This is a genomic window from Streptomyces malachitofuscus (assembly GCF_055571035.1).
Genome location: NZ_JBVIGA010000022.1, coordinates 113,116 through 131,247, shown reverse-complemented (window position 1 = coordinate 131,247; position 18,132 = coordinate 113,116). Strand labels below are relative to the sequence as shown.

Sequence of the window (18,132 nt, the reverse complement as noted above, 5' to 3'; positions counted from 1 at the left end):
GAGCCCCGTCATGTTCGACTCCGTGCGCGACGACCTGCGCGCCACCCTCGACGAGATCCGCGCCGCCGGCCTGCACAAGCCCGAGCGCGTCATCGGCACCCCCCAGTCCGCGACCGTGAACGTCACCGCCGGCGGCCGCCCCGGCGAGGTCCTCAACTTCTGCGCCAACAACTACCTCGGGCTCGCCGACCACCCCGAGGTGGTCGCCGCCGCCCACGAGGCCCTCGACCGCTGGGGCTACGGCATGGCGTCCGTCCGCTTCATCTGCGGCACCCAGGAGGTCCACAAGGAGCTGGAGGCGCGGCTTTCGGCGTTCCTCGGCCAGGAGGACACGATCCTCTACTCCTCCTGCTTCGACGCCAACGGCGGTGTCTTCGAGACCCTGCTCGGCCCCGAGGACGCGGTGATCTCCGACGCGCTGAACCACGCGTCGATCATCGACGGCATCCGGCTGTCCAAGGCCCGCCGCTTCCGCTACGCCAACCGCGACATGGCCGACCTGGAGCGGCAGCTCAAGGAGGCCGCGGAGGGCGGCGCCCGCCGCACGCTGATCGTCACCGACGGCGTCTTCTCCATGGACGGCTACGTCGCCCCGCTGGACGAGATCTGCGACCTCGCCGACCGGCACGGCGCCATGGTCATGGTCGACGACTCGCACGCCGTCGGCTTCGTCGGCCCCGGCGGGCGCGGCACGCCCGAGCTGCACGGCGTCATGGACCGCGTCGACATCATCACCGGCACCCTCGGCAAGGCGCTCGGCGGCGCGTCCGGCGGCTATGTCGCCGCCCGCGCGGAGATCGTCGCCCTGCTGCGCCAGCGCTCCCGCCCGTACCTGTTCTCCAACACCCTCGCCCCGGTGATCGCCGCCGCTTCCCTCAAGGTCCTGGACCTGCTGGAGTCGGCCGACGACCTGCGCGTCCGGCTGACCGAGAACACCGCCCTGTTCCGCCGCCGGATGACCGAGGGGGGCTTCGACGTCCTCCCCGGCGACCACGCCATCGCCCCGGTGATGATCGGCGACGCGGCCCGCGCGGGACGGATGGCGGAGCTGCTGCTGGAGCGCGGCGTCTACGTGATCGGCTTCTCCTACCCCGTCGTGCCGCAGGGGCAGGCCCGGATCCGCGTCCAGCTGTCCGCCGCCCACTCCACGGACGACGTGAACCGCGCGGTGGACGCCTTCGTCGCGGCACGGGCGGAACTCGACGCCTGAGCGGAACACACCGAGCGATTTGAGACAATCGCTCTCATGATCGAGGCGCGGCGGCTCCACATCCTCCGTGCGGTGGCGGACCACCGCACGGTCACGGCGGCAGCCGCCGCGCTCTATCTGACCCCCTCGGCCGTCTCCCAGCAGCTCGCCGCGCTCGAGCAGGAGACCGGCCACCGCCTCGTCGAGCGCGGCGCCAAGGGCGTACGGCTCACCCCGGCGGGCGAGATCCTGCTCAGCCACACCAACGCCGTCCTGGCGCAGCTGGAGCGGGCGGAGGCCGAACTGGCCGCCTACGGGTCGGGGGAGGCCGGCACCGTCACGGTCGCCGCCTTCGCCACCGGCATCGCCCAGGTCGTCGCTCCCGCGGTGGCCCGTCTCGCCGCGTCGGCCCCCGGGATCCGCATCCGGGTCCAGGACGCCGAGGGGGACGCCAGCCTGCCGATGGTCCTCGACCGGCAGGTCGACGTCGCCGTGGCGGTCGAGTACCGCGGGGCGCCCCCCGCCGACGACCCGCGCCTGGCCCACCTGCCGCTGTACGCCGAACCCTTCGACGCGGTCGTCCCGGTCACCCACCGCCTGGCCGACACCGCCGAGGTGCCGCTGGCCGAGCTGGCCAAGGACCCCTGGATCGGTCCCTACCCCGGCAACCCCTGCCACGACGTGGTCGTGCTGGCCTGCGAGAGCGCCGGGTTCCAGCCCCGCCTCGAGCACTCCTCGGACGACTTCCGCGCGGTGGTCGCCCTCGCCTCCGCTGACGTGGGCGTCGCCCTGGTGCCCCGCTCGGCGCTGCGCGGCATGGACCTCGCGGGTGTGGTCGTCCGTCCGGTGGACGGTGTCGCGCCGACTCGTCGGGTGTTCGCGGCCGTGCGCCGGGGAGCCGAGGGGCATCCGTTGATCCGGCCGGTGCTGGACGCGCTCCGCGCGGCGGCCGCCGAGGCGTAGCCGGCGGCCTCCCGGCCACGGCTCCCCGCGTCGGGGGCGGACGCGGCCCCGCCCGGCGCTGCGCGGCACGGACCTCGCGGGTGTGGTCGTCCGTGCGGAGGCCCTCCCGGCCCCCCGCGCCCGCCGGGCGGGTGATTGTCAGTGGCGGCCGCTACCGTGCCTGCCATGCCGGATGCCGAAGACGTACGACGGATCGCCCTGTCCCTGCCGGACACGACGGAGAAGACCGCCTGGAGCATGCCCACCTTCCGCGTGGCGGGGAAGATGTTCGCCACCCTGCCCGAGGACGAGACCTCCATCGCCGTGCGCTGCCCCAAGGAGGAGCGCGACGAACTGGCCCTCGCCGAACCGGAGAAGTTCTGGATCGCCGGCCACGAGGCACAGTTCGCCTGGGTCAGGGTCCGCCTCTCCGCCCTGGAGGACGAGGGCGAACTGCGCGACATCCTCGCCGACTCCTGGCGCCAGGCGGCCCCCACACGCCTCCTCGAGGCGCACCCCCGGCTGGGGCTGCCCTCCGCCCACTGAGAACCGCCGTCGCGTCACGCGCCCACCGGCACCGGCCCGCCCGCCCCGACGAACCCGCCGATGCGTGCCCGCAGGGACTCGGGGTCCAGCCCGTGGGCGGCGACATGCTCGTCGATCCGGCCGTACCGCCGCAGCTCCGCCCGCCCCACGCCCAGCCCCAGCACCCGGTGCGGCAGATCGGCCAGCGCGTCGTTCGCCGCGGCCGTCGACGTGCCCGCCAGATACGGTTCCACGAGCACGACGTCCGTCCCGGCGCCCGCCGTCGCGTGGCGCAGGGCGGCCGCGTCGAAGGGCCGCACGGTGGTGGCGTACAGCACGGTGGCGTCCAGGCCCTCCGTGGCATCGAGCACGGCGTCGAGCATCGGCCCGACGGCGACCACGACCCCGGAGCGCCCCTCGCGGACCGTGCGGAACCGCTCCCCGTCCACAGGCAGCCCGCGCGCGTTGGACTGCAGGGACAGCCGCACGTACACCTTGTCGTCGCCGGCCGCCACCGCGTGCCGCAGCAGTGCCTCGGCCTCGTCCGGATGCCCCGGCACATGCACGGTCCAGCCGTCCAGGGTGTCCAGCAGCGCCACATCACCCGGGGCCATGTGCGTGTACCCGCCGGCCGGCCAGTCGAAGGAGGCCGCGGCACTCACCAGCACCGCCCCGGCGCCCTGGTGCCCGAGGTCCAGCTTGACCTGCTCGAACGGCCGCTCCACCAGGAAGCTCGCGAAGGTGTGCACGACGGGACGCAGCCCGGTCAGCGCCATCCCGCCCGCCGCGCCGACCAGCAGCTGCTCCCGGATGCCCACATTGACCACCCGGTCCGGGTGGCGCCGCCGTGCCTCGGCGAAGCCGTCCACGCCGATCTCGGCGAGCAGTACCGCGACCCGCGGGTCCTCGTCGAGCAGCCGGGTGACGACAGGGGCGAAACGATCACGCATGGTGTCCACGGGGACCGGTCCTTTCAGTGACGGAAAGACGGACGGATGGAAGGAGGGAGGGAGAAAGGAAGGGAGAAGGGCAAGGAGAAGGGCAGGGTCAGGGACGCGTCACGCGTTCTTCGGCTCGACCCGGGCCACGACCGCGTGCGGCCTGCCCGGATGCGGTGCGGTGAACGCGGCGTACAGCGCTTCGTGGTCACGGCCGTCGACCGTGACCGCGGACCAGCCGGCCGCCTCGAAGCGCGCGGCGATGCCGCCCGGCCGGGGGTAGGAGGCGGAGGAGTTGTCGACGACCACGGTGTGCAGGCGCTCCAGACCGGCGGGACCGGCGAAGGCGATCGCCTCGTGGTTGCTGCCCTCGTCGAGTTCGGCGTCCCCGATCAGCGTCCACACCCGCGGCTCGTCGAGCCCCTGGGCGCGCAGCCCCAGCGCCGTGCCGACCGCGATCGGCAGCCCGTGTCCCAGGGACCCGCTGCCGATCTCGGCCCCTGGCACGAGCATGCGGTCGGGGTGGTGGCCGAGCGGGGAGTCGTAGGAGCCGAACCCCGGCAGCCAGTCGACGGGCAGGAACCCCTTGGCCGCCAGCACGGCGTAGTACGCCATCGGCCCGTGTCCCTTCGACAGCAGGAACCGGTCCCGCTCCGGGTCCTCCATCCGGCCGGGGCCGACCCGCAGCACCCGGTCGTACAGCACCCACAGCACGTCCAGCGTGGAGGTCGCGGCCGGACCGTGCTTCTCGTCGCCGGTCATCAGCCCCATCAGGGCCGGCAGATCCGTGTATCCGTACCCGCGTGTGCGTTCCTCTGTGATCGTCATACGGCCATCGTTCAACCTCAACCAAGGTTCAGGTCAAGCGCCGCCGCCCACGGTAAACGAGTGCGCGATCACCGCCCCGAGTGCGGTATGGTTTCCGTGCGCGTTCGGCCGGGGGAACCCCCAGGTCAGACGGGCAACGGGACGTGGCGCAGCTTGGTAGCGCACTTGACTGGGGGTCAAGGGGTCGCAGGTTCAAATCCTGTCGTCCCGACTTGCTGAGACGCAGGTCAGAGGCCGTATCGGGGAGAACCGTACGGCCTCTTCGCCGTTTCCGCACACACCGGCCGGCCCCTGCCCGCAACCATGTACCGCCAGGGTTTACCCGGATCGTCAACCGGTGGGCTGACGATCCCCCGCGGCGGACGGTCTACCTTCTGTCGTGGAGCGGGGGACACCCCGCCGACGGGGGCCGCAGGGGGGCGGGCACGAAGTCACCCATGACCAGGACTGGGCATGACAGGGGGAGGTGGCTGCTCGCCCCGCTCTGCGCGGAACCGACGGCCGGGACGCCGCCGTAGCCGTACGCTGCGCCCGTGCGCTGGATCAAACGGCTGATCGAACGTCGGGACCTCTGGCTGGACACCGCCATCGCGGTGGCCTTCACCGTGGTGGCCGTCCTGCTCGGCCGCGAACCCGAACCGGGGGCGGGCTGGCAGGCCCAGGACGGCCTCGGGATCGCCCTCACCTGCCTGGTCAACGCACCACTGGCGCTGCGCAGACGCGCCCCGCTCACCGTCTTCGCGGTGAGCGGCTCGGCCTGGGCGCTGTTCATCACCCTCGACTACTGGCCCGTCGTGAACTCGATGGGCCCGTTCTTCGCCCTGTACACGGTCGCCTCGCTGCGCCGCCTGCGCCCGGCGGTCGTCTGCACGGTGCTGGTGGGCGCCGTATGGGTGTACGCCGGCTGGCGGGCCGGACAGGCCACGCCCGCCGTGCTCGCCCAGGCGGCGGTCTTCCCGGCCGTCGGCTGCCGGGCGGGCGTCGCCGCGCAGGTGTCCGCCCGCCGCGCCGACCGGCTGGCCGAACTGGCCGAGCAGTTGCGGCGCGAGCAGCAGGACCGGATGCGCCGCGCCGTCGCCGAGGAGCAGCGGCGCATCGCCCGCGAGCTGCACGACGTGGTCGCCCACCACATGTCGGTGATCAACGTGCAGGGAGGACTGGCGAGTTACGTCTTCGACTCCGCACCGGACACCGCCCGCGCGGCCCTGCGCACGATCAGCGAAACCAGCCAAGAAGGGCTGGGCGAACTGCGCCGCATGCTGACGCTGCTGCGCACCGGGCCCGAGGGCGGCGCGGAGCCGGGGGACGCGGAGGCGGCACCGTATGCGCCGATGCCCGGGCTGTCCCGGCTCGGTGACATGGTCGAGCGGGTCCGAGCGGCGGGTGTCCCGGTGGACCTGCGTACGGAGGGAACTCCCCGGTCACTGGCGCCCGGTGTCGAACTGTGCGCCTACCGCGTGGTGCAGGAAGCCCTCACCAACGTGATCAAACACGCTCGCCCCGCCGACGCCGTCGTCGTGGTCGCCTACGGTCCGCGGGACCTGACCGTCACGGTCACCGACGACGGGCGACGGGAGCGATCGCTTCCGGCCAACGTCCCGCCGTCGGCGGGGCACGGCTTGATCGGCATGCGGGAACGCGCCAGGCTCTACGGCGGCACGGTGGACGTCGGTCCGCGCGCCGACGGTGGTTTCCGGGTGTGCCTCACGCTTCCCACCGCGGCGCGGACCGCCGGGAAATGAGGGAATCGATTACGGGGATGATCAGGGTGCTCGTGGTCGACGACCAGGACCTCATCCGCGCGGGGCTCGTCGCCCTGCTGCGGGCCGCGTCCGGGGTGGAGGTCGTCGGGGAGGCGACTGGCGGTGCGGACGCCGTCGCCTGCGCTGCCCGCACCCGGCCCGATGTGGTCCTGATGGACATCCGCATGCCGGGCATGGACGGCATCACCGCGACCGAACGCATCCTCGCCGAGGCCGCCGCCGCGCCGCCGGGGCCCGGACCGTCGGAGGAACGTCCCGCGCTGCCGCGCGTACTGGTGCTCACCACCTTCGACCTCGACGAGTACGTGTACGCCGCCCTGCGCGCCGGAGCCTCCGGCTTCCTCCTCAAGGACACGGGACCCGAGCGCCTGCTGGAGGCCATCGGCGCGGTCGCACGAGGCGACATGCTGTTCGCGCCGAGCGTGACCCGCCGGCTCATCGAGGCGTACGTCCAGCGTTCGGAGCCGGTGCCGGACTCCCCGGCGTCGCTGGAGGCGCTCACGGCCCGGGAGCGCGAGGTGCTGTTGCTCACGGCGCGGGGACTGTCCAACACCGAGATCGCCGAACAGCTCTTCATCAGCGAGGCGACCGTGAAGACCCATCTGAACCGCACCATGACCAAGCTCGACCTCGACAGCCGTGCCCAGGCCGTCGTGGTGGCCTACGAGACCGGACTGGTGACTCCCGGCGGTACCGCCGGCTGAACAGCCGTCCGTGCGCCGCTCGCCCGCGCGGACACCCGTGAGCGAATCGTCGACCGATGTCCTTGATGTCGCCCTATGTACTGCTTAGCGTTCGCCGGGTAGGCACCGCCGCGGGGTTTCGACACCCGCGCCGCGATCCCGGGAGCGAGGTGTGGAGCGCGTGCACGTGAGGCGCGGAGGTACCGGCAGGCCGCGGCGGACGCGTGCGCTGGTCGCCCTGACCCTGCTGGCGTCGACGCTCGCCGCCTGCGGCGGTGACACCGACGACACCTCCCGCCCCACCCTGAACTGGTACAACTTCCCCGACGACTCCGGCGCCCTGCAGCAGGCCGCCGACCGGTGCAGCCGGGCCTCCGGCGGCCGCTACCGGATCAGCTACAACAAGCTGCCCCGGGCCGCCGACGGCCAGCGTGAGCAGCTGGTGCGCAGACTCGCCGCCGAGGACGACTCCCTCGACATCCTGGGACTCGACGTCACCTGGGCGGCCGAATTCGCCGAGGCCCGCTGGATCCGGGAGTGGACCGGGGAGATGAAGCGCCGGGCCACCGAGGGCACCCTCCGCGTCCCCCTCCAGACGGCCACCTGGAAGGGCAGGCTGTACGCCGTCCCGTACAACACCAACGTGCAACTCCTGTGGTACCGCAGGGACCTGGTGCCCACTCCGCCCACGACCTGGGCCGAGATGCTGGACATGTCCCGCGAGCTCGCCCGGCAGGGAAGGCCGCACTACGTGGAGATCCAGGGAGCCCAGTACGAGGGTTTGACCGTCTGGTTCAACTCCCTGATCAACAGTGCGGGCGGCACCATCCTCAACCCGAGCGCCACCGAGCCCTCCCTCGGCCCGCCCGCCGTACGGGCCGCCTCGATCATGCGCGACCTCGCCAACTCCCCGGCCGCCGACCCCTCCCTGCCCAACCAGATGGAGGACCAGAACCGCCTCGCCATGGAGTCCGGCGTGGCGGCCTTCGAGGTCAACTACCCGTTCGTCTATCCGTCGATGAGAAGCAACAACCCGCGCCTGTTCAAGGACTTCCGCTGGGCGCCCTACCCCCGCGTCGACGCCGGCCGACCCGCCCGCCCCACCATCGGCGGCATCGACCTGGCCGTCAGCGCCTACTCCCGCCACCCCGACCTGGCCTTCGAGGCGGCCCTGTGCCTGCGCAACCGGGAGAACCAGCTCACCGCCGCGCTCGAGGGCGGACTGCCCCCCACCCTGCGCGCCCTCTACGACGACCCGTCGTTCAAGAAGCAGTACCCCTTCTCCGGGGAGGTCCTGTCCTCACTGGAGAGGGCGAGCGTACGGCCGCTCACTCCCGCCTACCAGAACGTGTCGATCGCCGTCTCCCACACCCTGTCCCCGCCGTCGGCCATCCGGCCCGAGAGCGCGGTGGACACCATCGGGGAACAGATCGACCAGGCCCTGCGATCCGAGGGCGTGATCCCGTGAGCACCATGGCAGAGCCGACGAAGGACAAGGCGGGCGGCAGGAAGGCGCTCTCCGCCGGCGCCAGGCAGGAGCGCCGGCTGGGCCTGCTGCTGTGCGCACCGGCCGTCCTGGTCATGGCCGCCGTGACCGCCTATCCCATCGGTTACGCGGTCTACCTCTCCCTCCAGCGCTACGACCTGCGCTTCCCCGCACGGGCCGAGTTCGTCGGGCTGAACAACTACGGGGCGGTGCTGACCTCCCCGTTCTGGTGGGACGCCTTCTGGGTGACGCTGTTCCTCACCGCCGTGTCCGTGGCCATCGAACTGGTTCTCGGCATGGGCCTCGCGCTGGTGATGCACCGCACCCTCTTCGCGCGTGGCACGGTCCGCACCGCGGTCCTCATTCCGTACGGCATCGTCACCGTCGTCGCCGCCTTCTCCTGGCAGTACGCCTGGACGCCCGAACTCGGCTACCTGGCCTCGTTGTTGCCCACCGGTGACGCCCCGCTCACCGAACAGTGGCCCGCGCTGTGGCTGATCATCCTCGCCGAGGTGTGGAAGACCACCCCGTTCATGGCGCTCCTCCTCCTGGCGGGCCTGGCCCTGGTCCCCGAGGAAACCCTGAAGGCCGCCATGGTCGACGGTGCCACCCCCTGGCAGCGGTTCACCAAGGTCATGCTGCCGCTGATGAAACCGGCCATCCTGGTCGCCCTGCTCTTCCGCACCCTGGACGCCTTCCGGATCTTCGACAACATCTACGTCCTGACCTCGGGTGCCCACGGCACCGGCTCCCTGTCCATCCTCGGCTACGACAACCTGTTCACCGCGCTGAACCTGGGCATCGGGTCGGCGATCTCGGTCCTGATCTTCCTCTGCGTCGGGATCATCGCCTTCACCTTCGTCAAGCTGTTCGGCGCGGCCGCACCGGGCGCGGAGGTGAAGCGCTGATGGCCGCCGCGGGCAGGACCCACGCGACCCGATGGGCCGTCGTGAACGTGGTGGTGGTGCTCTACGCCCTGTTCCCGGTGTGGTGGATCGCCGCACTGTCGTTCAAGGACCCGGGCACCCTCACCGACGGCAACTACATCCCCCGGGACTGGACCTTCGAGAACTACCGGGGCATCTTCGCCACCTCCGAGTTCACCCGGGCGCTGATCAACTCGATCGGCATCGCCCTCATCGCCACGGTGATCGCGGTGCTCCTCGGCACCATGGCCGCCTACGCCGTGGCCCGGCTGCGGTTCCCCGGCAAGCAGGTCCTCATCGGCATGTCCCTGCTGATCGCCATGTTCCCGCCGATCTCCCTGGTGTCCCCGCTGTTCAACATCGAGCGGATCATCGGGATCTTCGACACCTGGGCCGGGCTGATCATCCCGTACATGACCTTCTCGCTGCCGCTGGCCATCTACACGCTGTCGGCGTTCTTCCGGGAGATCCCCTGGGACCTCGAGAAGGCCGCCAAGGTGGACGGGGCCACTCCCGCGCAGGCCTTCCGGCTGGTCATCGTGCCGCTGGCCGCGCCGGGCGTGTTCACCACGGCCATCCTCGTGTTCATCTTCTGCTGGAACGACTTCCTGTTCGCGATCTCGCTCACCTCGACCGAGTCCGCGCGCACGGTGCCCGCCGCGATCGCGTTCTTCACCGGCAGTTCGCAGTTCCAGCAGCCCACCGGGTCCATCGCCGCCGCGGCCGTGGTGATCACCGTCCCGATCATCATCTTCGTCCTGCTCTTCCAGCGGCGGATCGTGGCCGGACTCACCTCCGGGGCGGTCAAGGGTTGAGCATGAAGGCAAGGAGGCACCACCCATGGCCGAGATCGTCCTCGAGTCAGTCACCAAGCGCTATCCCGACGGATCCCTCGCCGTGCGGGACGTGGACCTGGAGATCGCCGACGGCGAGTTCGTGATCCTGGTAGGCCCCTCCGGCTGCGGCAAGTCCACCACCTTGAACATGATCGCCGGCCTGGAGGACATCACCGAGGGCACCCTGCGCATCGGCGGACGGGTCGTCAACGACCTCGCCCCCAAGGAGCGGGACGTCGCCATGGTGTTCCAGAGCTACGCGCTGTACCCGCACATGAGCGTGCGGGAGAACATGGGCTTCCCGCTGCGGCTGGCCAAGGTCGACAAGGCGACCATCGACAGCAAGGTGGAGGAGGCCGCCCGGGTGCTCGACCTGAGCGAGTTCCTGGACCGCAAGCCGGCCAACCTCTCCGGCGGCCAGCGCCAGCGGGTGGCCATGGGGCGGGCCATCGTCCGCGACCCCAAGGCGTTCCTCATGGACGAGCCGCTGTCCAACCTGGACGCCAAGCTGCGCGTGCAGATGCGCACCCAGATCTCCCGGCTGCAACGCCGTCTGGGTACCACCACCGTGTACGTCACCCACGACCAGACCGAGGCGATGACCCTCGGCGACCGCGTCGTCGTGATGCGCCAGGGCGTGGTCCAGCAGGTCGGCACCCCGGCCGAGCTCTACAACATGCCGCGCAACCTGTTCGTCGCCGGCTTCATCGGCTCCCCGGCGATGAACTTCCTCCACGCCTCCCTGTCCGCCGGCAGTCTGCGCACCCCGCTGGGCGACCTGCCGCTCGACGACCGCGCGCGCCGGGAGCTGGAACAGCGGGAGGCGCCCCGGGAGGTCATCGTGGGGCTGCGTCCCGAGGCCTTCGAGGACGCGAGCCTCGCCCGCCGGACGGACGGCCCCGTCGTCACCGCCACGGTGGACGTACTGGAGTCCCTGGGCTCGGACGCGTACGTCTACTTCCAAGCCGAGGGCGGTCCGGTCACCACCGCCGAACTGGAGGAACTCGCCACGGACTCGGGACTGCGCGACACCGGCGCCGGAACGGCCCAGCAGATCGTGGCCCGGCTGGACGCCGCCACCCGCGCCCGCGAGGGCGCACCCCTGGAACTCCGGGTCGACATGGGCAAGGCCCATGTCTTCGACCCGTCGACCGGGGCCAACCTGACACACCCGGAGCGCGGGTGACCAGCCCTTCAGATCACACAGCCCGCGTGGGCCAGCGCCTGCTTCAGCAGCACCCCGTGCCCGCCCGGCATCTCGCTCTGGACGGCCGCTGACACGGCCTCCTGAGGGCTGAACCACACCAGGTCCAGAGCGTCCTGACGGGGCCGGCAGTCGCCCGTCACCGGCACGATGTACGCCAGCGACACCGCGTGCTGACGCGGGTCGTGGAACGGGGTGATGCCCTGCGTCGGGAAGTACTCCGCGACCGTGAACGGCTGCAGCGAAGCGGGGACGCGGGGCAGGGCCACCGGGCCGAGGTCCTTCTCCAGATGGCGCAGGAGGGCGTCACGGACCCGTTCGTGGTGCAGCACCCTGCCGGAGACGAGAGTCCGGCTGACCGTTCCGTCGGGCCCTATGCGCAGCAACAGGCCGACGCTGGTGACTTCGCCGCTGTCGTCGACACGCACGGGGACCGCCTCGACGTACAGGATCGGCATCTGGGCGCGTGCCATCTCCAGATCGTCGGAGGAGAGCCAGCCCGGCGTGGTTTCGGTCATGTCAGACATTGCTTGATCATACTTTCAACGGTCAGGGCTTCACGGCCACCGCGCCGTACTGCGGTACCACGACGGCGTTGTCGGACGTGGTGTGCCACTGCGAGCAGGAGACCAGGCCGGGCTCGATCAGTTCGAGGCCCTCGAAGAACGCGGTGATGTCCGCGGCGCTGCGGGCGGTGATCGGGGGAGTGGCGTTCTCGTTCCAGAACTCCATGGCGGGAACCTGCATCTCGCCGCCGACCTCGGGATCGAAGGTGGGATGGGTGAGGACCAGGAAGCTCCCCGGGGCCACCGCCGCCATGATCCGGCGCACGATGTCACGGGCCTCGCCGGTGTCGAGCACGAAGTTCAGGATGCCGAGCATCATCACCGCGACCGGCCTGGTCATGTCCAGCGTCGCGGCCGCACGCGTCACGATCGCGTCCGGGTCGCGCACATCGGCGTCGATGTAGTCGGTCGCCCCTTCGCCGCTGCCGGTCAGCAGGGTGCGGGCGTGCACCAGCACGATCGGGTCGTTGTCGACGTACACGATCCGCGCGTCCGGCGCGATGCGCTGCGCGATCTCATGGGTGTTGTCCGCGGTCGGCAGCCCGGTGCCTATGTCGAGGAACTGCCGCACCCCGTGCTCACGGGTCAGATGGGTCACCGCACGGCCCAGGAAGTCCCGGTCCGCGCGGGCGATGTCCCGGATGACCGGGATGATCGAGGCGACGTGCTCGCCGACCCGCTGATCGACCTCGTAGTTGTCCTTGCCGCCGATCCAGTAGTTCCACACGCGCGCGTTGTGCGCCACACCGGTGTTCAGCCTTGCCGACCCGCTCGGCGGGGTGTGGCTCCCACTCACGTCCGTATCCCTCTCCCTCGCCCGACGGCCCGTTCGGACCACTTCGGCCATTGTGCCGCGTGGTGATCACGTTGTCCCGCGAACGGGGGACGGGCCGCCCGGGCCGGCAGGGTTCACCCGGAGCCGGCGTGGCTCAGGGTGTCCTCGGCGACGTCCTTGTCGATCGCCGCCCGCACCAACGCCGCCGCGAGCACCGCCGGTTCGGTGCCTTCCGCCAGCTCCAGGAGGCGCTCGGGGTCCCGCGGCAGCTCCAGCCGCTGCGCGCCCCGCAGGGCCTTGTCGTCCAGGTACGGGGCCACCTCCGGCCAGACACGCTGGACCTCGCGCAGGAAGATGTCGGCACCGGTGGGACCCACGCCCGGGAACTCCTGGAGCAGACGGCGCAGTTCGCCGACATCGCCGTCCGCCTCCGCGCGCAGTCCGCGCAGATCCCCGCCCCAGCGCTCGGTCACCAGCTCGGCGGCCTCACCCAGTTGGGTCGCGGTGCGCTCGTCATAGCGCCGGTAACCGCCCCGGCCGAGCGCGTCCACCCGTTCCTGCCAGTCGGCGCCGGCCATCCGGCGGGGATCGCGCAGCCCCGCCTCGTGCAGGGCACGGGCGGAGGCCACGGCGATCGACCCCTTGATACGGGCGCTGAGGAGATGAGCCAGCACCAGCAGCCGGTACAGCGGTTGCGGCGTGTTCCGCAGCTCGATGCCGGCCTCCTGCGCGTACGTCTCGCCGTGCGCGTCGAGGAGCGCGCGCACCACGGCCCGCTCCTCCTCCCGGCGGGTCACGGTCAGGCCTTGAGCGGATCGTGGCCGAGCGTCATCAGACGGTGGCGACGGGGAGTGTCCTCGGCCAACGGCTCGTTCTCCAGGTCGGTCTGGGCGGTGACGGTGTCCACCACTTCCTCCATCACCCGCAGGTCGTCCTCGGTGAGGTCGGTGCGGCGCTTCTGCAGGATGGCGAGAACGTGCTGCCCGGTCTCGGAGCCCGCCCGGTCGGGCAGCGGCTCCGTCGTCTCGTCGGCGTCGCTCACCCGCAGCCAGGCCGCCAGTTCCGCCGAGGTCATGTTCACCACGCGGTGGAAGTCCTCCCACAGCGCGTCCATTTCGAGGGCGTCGCTCATCATGTGCCCCTCACATGCGTGTCTTCCAGGGTGCCGCGGCGGTCAGGAGTCGCCCGGTACGTTCTCCGCCTCGAACATCCAGCGCTGCTTCTCCAGCTCCGCGGTGATCGAGATCAGCAGGTCCTGGGTGACCAGGTCCGCCTTCTCGGTGGCGTCGATGCGCTCACGCAGTCGCGTCACCGCCGAGCCCAGAGCCTGCGTCATCACCTCGACGGCCTCCGAGTCGCGCAGCCAGCCCTCCTTGGGAGCCGGCAGCGAGAAGACCTTGGCGATGGTCTCCGGGCGGCCGTCCGGCGGCACACCGAGCGCCGCGGCCCGCTCCGCCACCGTGTCGGCCTGGGTGCGCGCGGCCGAGACCACCTCGTCCAGTTGGAGGTGGACCGAACGGAACCGCGGACCCACGACGTTCCAGTGGGCCTGCTTCCCGATCAGTGACAGTCCGAGCAGATCCACCAGGGTGTCCTGAAGGGCCTCGCAGGAAACCCGGCGTGCCTCCTCGGGCAGGGTGCTCCTCACGACGGTCATGAAGAACCGTTCCTCCTTCTCGCTTCGTCCATGGTGCCGCGTGTGCTCCGCAGCTCCTCCACGAACGCGCGGGTGCCCGTGCCCGAACGGCACAAACACGGCCCGGGTGCCGGGGAGGCCGGACGGGCCGAAGGCTCGCGGGATCTTCCCAGGGGGCCCTCCGGCGGCCTATAGTGCAAAACTAGCGGTGCTAATTAAGAATTGAGAGAGCCGCCGGTCACGCTACGGTCACCGGCGTCGGGTCAGGAGTCCAGTCGTGCGTCCCGTCCACTTCGCGGCCGCCCGCCGCACCCCCATCGGCAAACTGCGCGGAGCCCTCTCCTCCGTACGGCCCGACGACCTGGCCGCCGCCGTGATCCGCGGCCTGGTCGCCGACGTCCCCGCGCTCGACCCGGCCCGCGTCGACGACGTCTACTGGGGCGCCGCCAACCAGGCCGGCGAGGACAACCGCAACGTCGCCCGCATGGCGGCCCTGCTCGCCGGGCTCCCCGAGACCGTGCCGGGTGCCACGGTCAACCGGCTGTGCGCCTCCGGCCTCGAGGCCGTCACCACCGCCGCCCGCACCATCGCGGCCGGCGAGGCGGACATCGTGATCGCGGGCGGTTCCGAGTCGATGAGCCGCGCGCCGTTCGTGCTGCCCCGCCCCGACGAAGCCCTGCCGCACCGCATGGAGACCGCCGACACCCGCCTGGGCTGGCGGCTGGTCAACCCCGCCATGAAGGAACTGCACGGTCTGCTGGCCATGGGGGAGACGGCCGAGGAGGTCGCCGCCCGTTTCGGCATCGCGCGTGAGCGCCAGGACGAGTTCGCCCTGCGCAGCCACCAGCGGGCCGCCGACGCCCGCGTACGCGGCCACTTCGACGACGAGCTCCTGACCGTGACCCGCCCCGACGGAGTGGTCGTCGACGCCGACGAATGCATCCGCGAGGACACCTCGATGGAGAAGCTGGCCCGGCTGAAGCCCGTCTTCCGCGCGGGCGGCTCGGTGACCGCGGGCAACGCGTCCCCGATGAACGACGGCGCGGCCGGGCTGATCCTCGTCAGCGAGGAGGCCCTGAACGAGTTGGGCCTCGAGTCGCTCGGCCGCTACGTCGCCGGCGCCTCCGCGGGCGTCCACCCGGACGTCATGGGCATCGGTCCCGTCCCCGCCACACGCAAGGTGCTCGCCCGGGCCGGCTGGACGGTCGGCGACCTCCGGGAGGCCGAGTTCAACGAGGCGTTCGCGGCCCAGGCGCTCGCCTGCGTCGACCAGCTCGGCATCGACCCCGGCCTGGTCAACCCCAGCGGCGGCGCCATCGCCCTGGGCCACCCGCTGGGCTGCTCCGGCGCCCGCATCCTCACCACCCTGCTCCACCGGATGCGCCGCACCGGCGGCGAGCGCGGCCTGGCGACGATGTGCGTGGGCGTGGGCCAGGGGAGCGCGGTGCTGGTCGAGAGGCACTGACCACCGTCCCGGGAGCCATCAGGCGAGACGGTCCTTACGGGCCTCCGTTGCTTGCACATAGCATCGGTCCCCGCAATGAACACCATGACGCTCTGGCACCTCACCGGCTGGGAATTCGCCGCGCTCGCCTTCGCCGCCCTGCTCGTCGGCTTCTCAAAAACCGCCGTCAGCGGGGCCAACACGGTCAGTCTCGCCATCTTCGCCGCCGTGCTGCCCGCCCGCGCCTCCACCGGCGTGCTGCTGCCCATCCTGATCGCCGGAGACGTACTCGCCGTCCTCACCTACCGCCGGCACGCCCACTGGCCGACGCTGTGGCGGCTGTTCCCCGCGGTCGCGGCCGGCGTCGTCGTCGGCACCGTGTTCCTGATGTGGGCCGACGACGGCGTCGTACGGACCTCGATCGGAGCGATCCTGCTGCTGATGGCCGGAGTGACGGTGTGGCGGCGGCGCCGGGCCGACGCCGAGGAGGAACCCGGCCGGGTCACCACCCGCGCGGGCCGCGCCAAGGCCCGCTCCTACGGTGTCCTCGGCGGCTTCACCACCATGGTCGCCAACGCGGGCGGCCCGGTGATGTCGATGTACCTGCTCTCCGCGGGCTTCCGGAAGCTGGGTTTCCTGGGCACCTCCGCGTTCTTCTTCCTGATCGTCAACACCTCCAAGCTGCCCTTCAGCGCCGGTCTCGGGCTCATCGACGCCGACTCGTTGCTGCTCGACGCCGCGCTCGTGCTGTTCGTGGTGCCCGGGGCGCTCCTCGGCAAGTGGGCCGTGAACCGGATCAACCAGCGGCTCTTCGAGCAGCTGGTGATCGCGGCGACCGTGGCCGGCGGCCTGCAGCTACTGGTGCGCTGAGGAGGACCCCGCCGACTCGTTCCGGTCGCCCGGGTCCGCTCCGGCGTCGTGCGGTGCCGCGTGCGGCCGGTGCAGCCGGCTCGGCGCGGCGGTACGGCCGACCGTCGCCGCCAGCTTCCGCAGCCGCCGCCAGTCCAGCCGGGGCGGGGCCGACGTGACGCCGGGCCGCTTGCGCGGGACACGGACACGCAGCGCGCCCGGCGCGATACGGCAGCGCACCGGGGCCGGCAGCACCATGGCCTCACCGTCGACACCGGCCTCGATCTCCTCGCGGTCCGCCTCGATGACGACCTCGGAGGTGGTCAGGACGGTCAGCCCGCTCGGCTCCGGATTCAGCAGCAGCGCGGCGGCGCTGATGGCGCCCTCCAGCTTGACCCCCAGAACGCCGAGCACGGCGGAGTCGAGCCGTTCGCGCCGGCCGAGCCCAAAGGGGTCCCCCGTGCGATACGGGTTGTTGCTGACCAGCACGGCCTGCGGTGCGGTGAGCGTCGTGTCCCCGGCCCGGGCGACCAGCCGGGGCCCCTGCTGACCGGTGAGCAGGTCCGGCAGCATCTCCAGGCTCGTGCCGATCTTGTCGTCGCGATAGGCGGGGCTCTGCACGATCGCGGCGTACGCGCCGAACGAGGCGTTGTTCACGAACGGCTGGTCACCGGCGAAGCCCAGGTCGACGCGGAGTTCCACGCCGTCCGTGAGCGCGTCGAGGCAGGCGGCCGGGTCCCCCCGGTCGAGGCCGAGGTCGAGGGCGAAGTGGTTGCGGGTCCCGGCGCTGATGACGAGGAACGGGATGTCGTGCTCGGCGGCCACGGCGGCGACCAGCGCCTGTGTGCCGTCGCCACCCGCGGCGCCGAGCAGATCCGCGCCGTCCGCGACGGCGGCCCGGGCCAGCTCGGTGACGTCGTGCTGCTTGCCGGGTTCGAGCAGCACCACCCGGGCGCCCAGCCGCTCGGCCTTCTCCCGCAGCCGGAACCGGCCGACCTTGCCGCCGCCCGAGCGCGGGTTCATGATCAGCACCGGCTTCCGGGGCGGCGGCAGCCGCCGCTCCCGTACGGCCTGCCCGCTGCCCGTCCCGCGCAGCGCGAACCGCCCGCTCCACACCGCGAGGCCCCAGAAGACCAGCGACATCAGCAGACCCCAGAACAGGGTCACCGCGAACAGGGCGAGCAGACCGGCCGGCACGCAGACGGCGATCAGCGCGGACACCCACCGCACCGGGCCCCGCCGGGTGAGCGTCCACCACACGGCGGCGGCGCTGAGCGCGAGTCCCGCGACCCCGCACGCCAGTAGCACCAGACCGCGGACCCCGCCGTAGGCGAGGGGAGCCGCCACCGCGAGCACGGCGGCGGCCAGCGCCCCCCGCGCCGCCCAACGCTGGGCGTGGTAGCCCCGCTCGCTCCAGTTCACGGCCATGACTCCTTCAGTCGCCCGGCGTCATCGTAGGGCGTGTGCGCACGTGAGTGCGGCCGGATGACGATCATCGAGCGGCGGACCGGTGCCGGCCGCCGTGCCCGGTCCCCGTACCCT

The 18,132-nt window shown here is 71.8% G+C and carries 19 protein-coding genes and 1 tRNA gene; 12 read left to right on the top strand and 8 right to left on the bottom strand.

The genetic code is table 11. The features are described from left to right. Positions 1–10: 10 nt before the first annotated feature. From ACZ44S_RS28605 to ACZ44S_RS28595, 3 genes are all read left to right on the top strand, one after another. Positions 11–1,210, top strand: a complete 1,200-nt coding sequence (locus tag ACZ44S_RS28605) for a glycine C-acetyltransferase (RefSeq protein ID WP_466933916.1) — start codon at positions 11–13, stop codon at positions 1,208–1,210. A 36-nt stretch (positions 1,211–1,246) separates the two neighbouring features. Further along, positions 1,247–2,152, top strand: coding sequence for a LysR family transcriptional regulator (locus ACZ44S_RS28600; RefSeq protein WP_466933914.1), 906 nt, complete (start codon positions 1,247–1,249; stop codon positions 2,150–2,152). 165 nt (positions 2,153–2,317) lie between these two features. Beyond that, entirely contained in the window at positions 2,318–2,677 is a 360-nt protein-coding gene (locus tag ACZ44S_RS28595; RefSeq protein WP_466933912.1) for an MmcQ/YjbR family DNA-binding protein, read from the top strand. 14 nt (positions 2,678–2,691) lie between these two features. Here ACZ44S_RS28595 and ACZ44S_RS28590 read toward each other — a convergent pair whose 3' ends face one another. Further along, on the bottom strand, positions 2,692–3,615 hold the full coding sequence (locus tag ACZ44S_RS28590; protein WP_466933911.1) for a transketolase family protein: 924 nt from the start codon (positions 3,613–3,615) through the stop codon (positions 2,692–2,694). Between the two features lie 99 nt (positions 3,616–3,714). After that, positions 3,715–4,422 carry a transketolase gene (locus ACZ44S_RS28585; RefSeq protein ID WP_466933909.1) on the bottom strand — a complete coding sequence of 236 codons (708 nt, stop codon included), beginning with the start codon at positions 4,420–4,422 and terminating at the stop codon, positions 3,715–3,717. Between the two features lie 137 nt (positions 4,423–4,559). Here ACZ44S_RS28585 and ACZ44S_RS28580 point away from each other — a divergent pair. The 7 genes from ACZ44S_RS28580 to ACZ44S_RS28550 all read left to right on the top strand — a co-directional run bounded on the left by ACZ44S_RS28580 (position 4,560) and on the right by ACZ44S_RS28550 (position 11,302). Next, positions 4,560–4,633 (top strand) — tRNA-Pro (locus tag ACZ44S_RS28580). Positions 4,634–4,955: 322 nt separating this feature from the next. Continuing rightward, positions 4,956–6,164, top strand: a complete 1,209-nt coding sequence (locus ACZ44S_RS28575; protein ID WP_466933908.1) for a sensor histidine kinase — start codon at positions 4,956–4,958, stop codon at positions 6,162–6,164. Between the two features lie 17 nt (positions 6,165–6,181). Beyond that, the gene (locus ACZ44S_RS28570; protein ID WP_466933980.1) at positions 6,182–6,889 is read left to right on the top strand and encodes a response regulator; all 708 of its coding nucleotides are present in this window, start codon (positions 6,182–6,184) and stop codon (positions 6,887–6,889) included. Positions 6,890–7,055: 166 nt separating this feature from the next. Further along, positions 7,056–8,336 (top strand): ABC transporter substrate-binding protein, encoded by a 1,281-nt coding sequence (locus tag ACZ44S_RS28565; RefSeq protein ID WP_466933906.1) that lies wholly within the window; start codon positions 7,056–7,058, stop codon positions 8,334–8,336. 5 nt (positions 8,337–8,341) lie between these two features. After that, entirely contained in the window at positions 8,342–9,262 is a 921-nt protein-coding gene (locus tag ACZ44S_RS28560; protein ID WP_466933904.1) for a carbohydrate ABC transporter permease, read from the top strand. Continuing rightward, the gene (locus tag ACZ44S_RS28555) at positions 9,262–10,095 is read left to right on the top strand and encodes a carbohydrate ABC transporter permease (RefSeq protein WP_466933902.1); all 834 of its coding nucleotides are present in this window, start codon (positions 9,262–9,264) and stop codon (positions 10,093–10,095) included. Before ACZ44S_RS28560 ends, ACZ44S_RS28555 begins: the two co-directional genes overlap by 1 nt. A gap of 25 nt (positions 10,096–10,120) precedes the next feature. Next, positions 10,121–11,302: an ABC transporter ATP-binding protein gene (locus ACZ44S_RS28550; RefSeq protein WP_466933901.1), complete on the top strand. Its 1,182-nt coding sequence runs from the start codon at positions 10,121–10,123 to the stop codon at positions 11,300–11,302. 8 nt (positions 11,303–11,310) lie between these two features. Here the strand turns inward: ACZ44S_RS28550 and ACZ44S_RS28545 are convergent, their stop codons facing one another. The 5 genes from ACZ44S_RS28545 to ACZ44S_RS28525 all read right to left on the bottom strand — a co-directional run bounded on the left by ACZ44S_RS28545 (position 11,311) and on the right by ACZ44S_RS28525 (position 14,318). Beyond that, complete coding sequence (locus tag ACZ44S_RS28545; protein WP_466933978.1) at positions 11,311–11,838, bottom strand: NUDIX hydrolase family protein; 528 nt, start codon at positions 11,836–11,838, stop codon at positions 11,311–11,313. A gap of 31 nt (positions 11,839–11,869) precedes the next feature. Continuing rightward, positions 11,870–12,682 carry an SAM-dependent methyltransferase gene (locus ACZ44S_RS28540; protein WP_466933900.1) on the bottom strand — a complete coding sequence of 271 codons (813 nt, stop codon included), beginning with the start codon at positions 12,680–12,682 and terminating at the stop codon, positions 11,870–11,872. A gap of 113 nt (positions 12,683–12,795) precedes the next feature. After that, the gene (locus tag ACZ44S_RS28535; RefSeq protein WP_466933898.1) at positions 12,796–13,458 is read right to left on the bottom strand and encodes an HhH-GDP family DNA glycosylase; all 663 of its coding nucleotides are present in this window, start codon (positions 13,456–13,458) and stop codon (positions 12,796–12,798) included. A gap of 2 nt (positions 13,459–13,460) precedes the next feature. After that, complete coding sequence (locus ACZ44S_RS28530; protein WP_466933896.1) at positions 13,461–13,793, bottom strand: DUF3140 domain-containing protein; 333 nt, start codon at positions 13,791–13,793, stop codon at positions 13,461–13,463. A 42-nt stretch (positions 13,794–13,835) separates the two neighbouring features. Then, positions 13,836–14,318, bottom strand: a complete 483-nt coding sequence (locus ACZ44S_RS28525; protein WP_466933894.1) for a Dps family protein — start codon at positions 14,316–14,318, stop codon at positions 13,836–13,838. A gap of 256 nt (positions 14,319–14,574) precedes the next feature. Here ACZ44S_RS28525 and ACZ44S_RS28520 point away from each other — a divergent pair, with 256 nt between their 5' ends. Beyond that, positions 14,575–15,762, top strand: coding sequence for a thiolase family protein (locus ACZ44S_RS28520; RefSeq protein WP_466933892.1), 1,188 nt, complete (start codon positions 14,575–14,577; stop codon positions 15,760–15,762). A 75-nt stretch (positions 15,763–15,837) separates the two neighbouring features. Next, a complete protein-coding gene (locus ACZ44S_RS28515) occupies positions 15,838–16,611 on the top strand; it encodes a sulfite exporter TauE/SafE family protein (protein WP_466933890.1) in 774 nt (257 codons plus the stop codon). Here ACZ44S_RS28515 and ACZ44S_RS28510 read toward each other — a convergent pair. Continuing rightward, complete coding sequence (locus ACZ44S_RS28510; RefSeq protein WP_466933889.1) at positions 16,597–18,018, bottom strand: diacylglycerol/lipid kinase family protein; 1,422 nt, start codon at positions 18,016–18,018, stop codon at positions 16,597–16,599. The two genes, ACZ44S_RS28515 and ACZ44S_RS28510, sit on opposite strands and share 15 nt — an antisense overlap. Positions 18,019–18,132 lie beyond the last annotated feature (114 nt).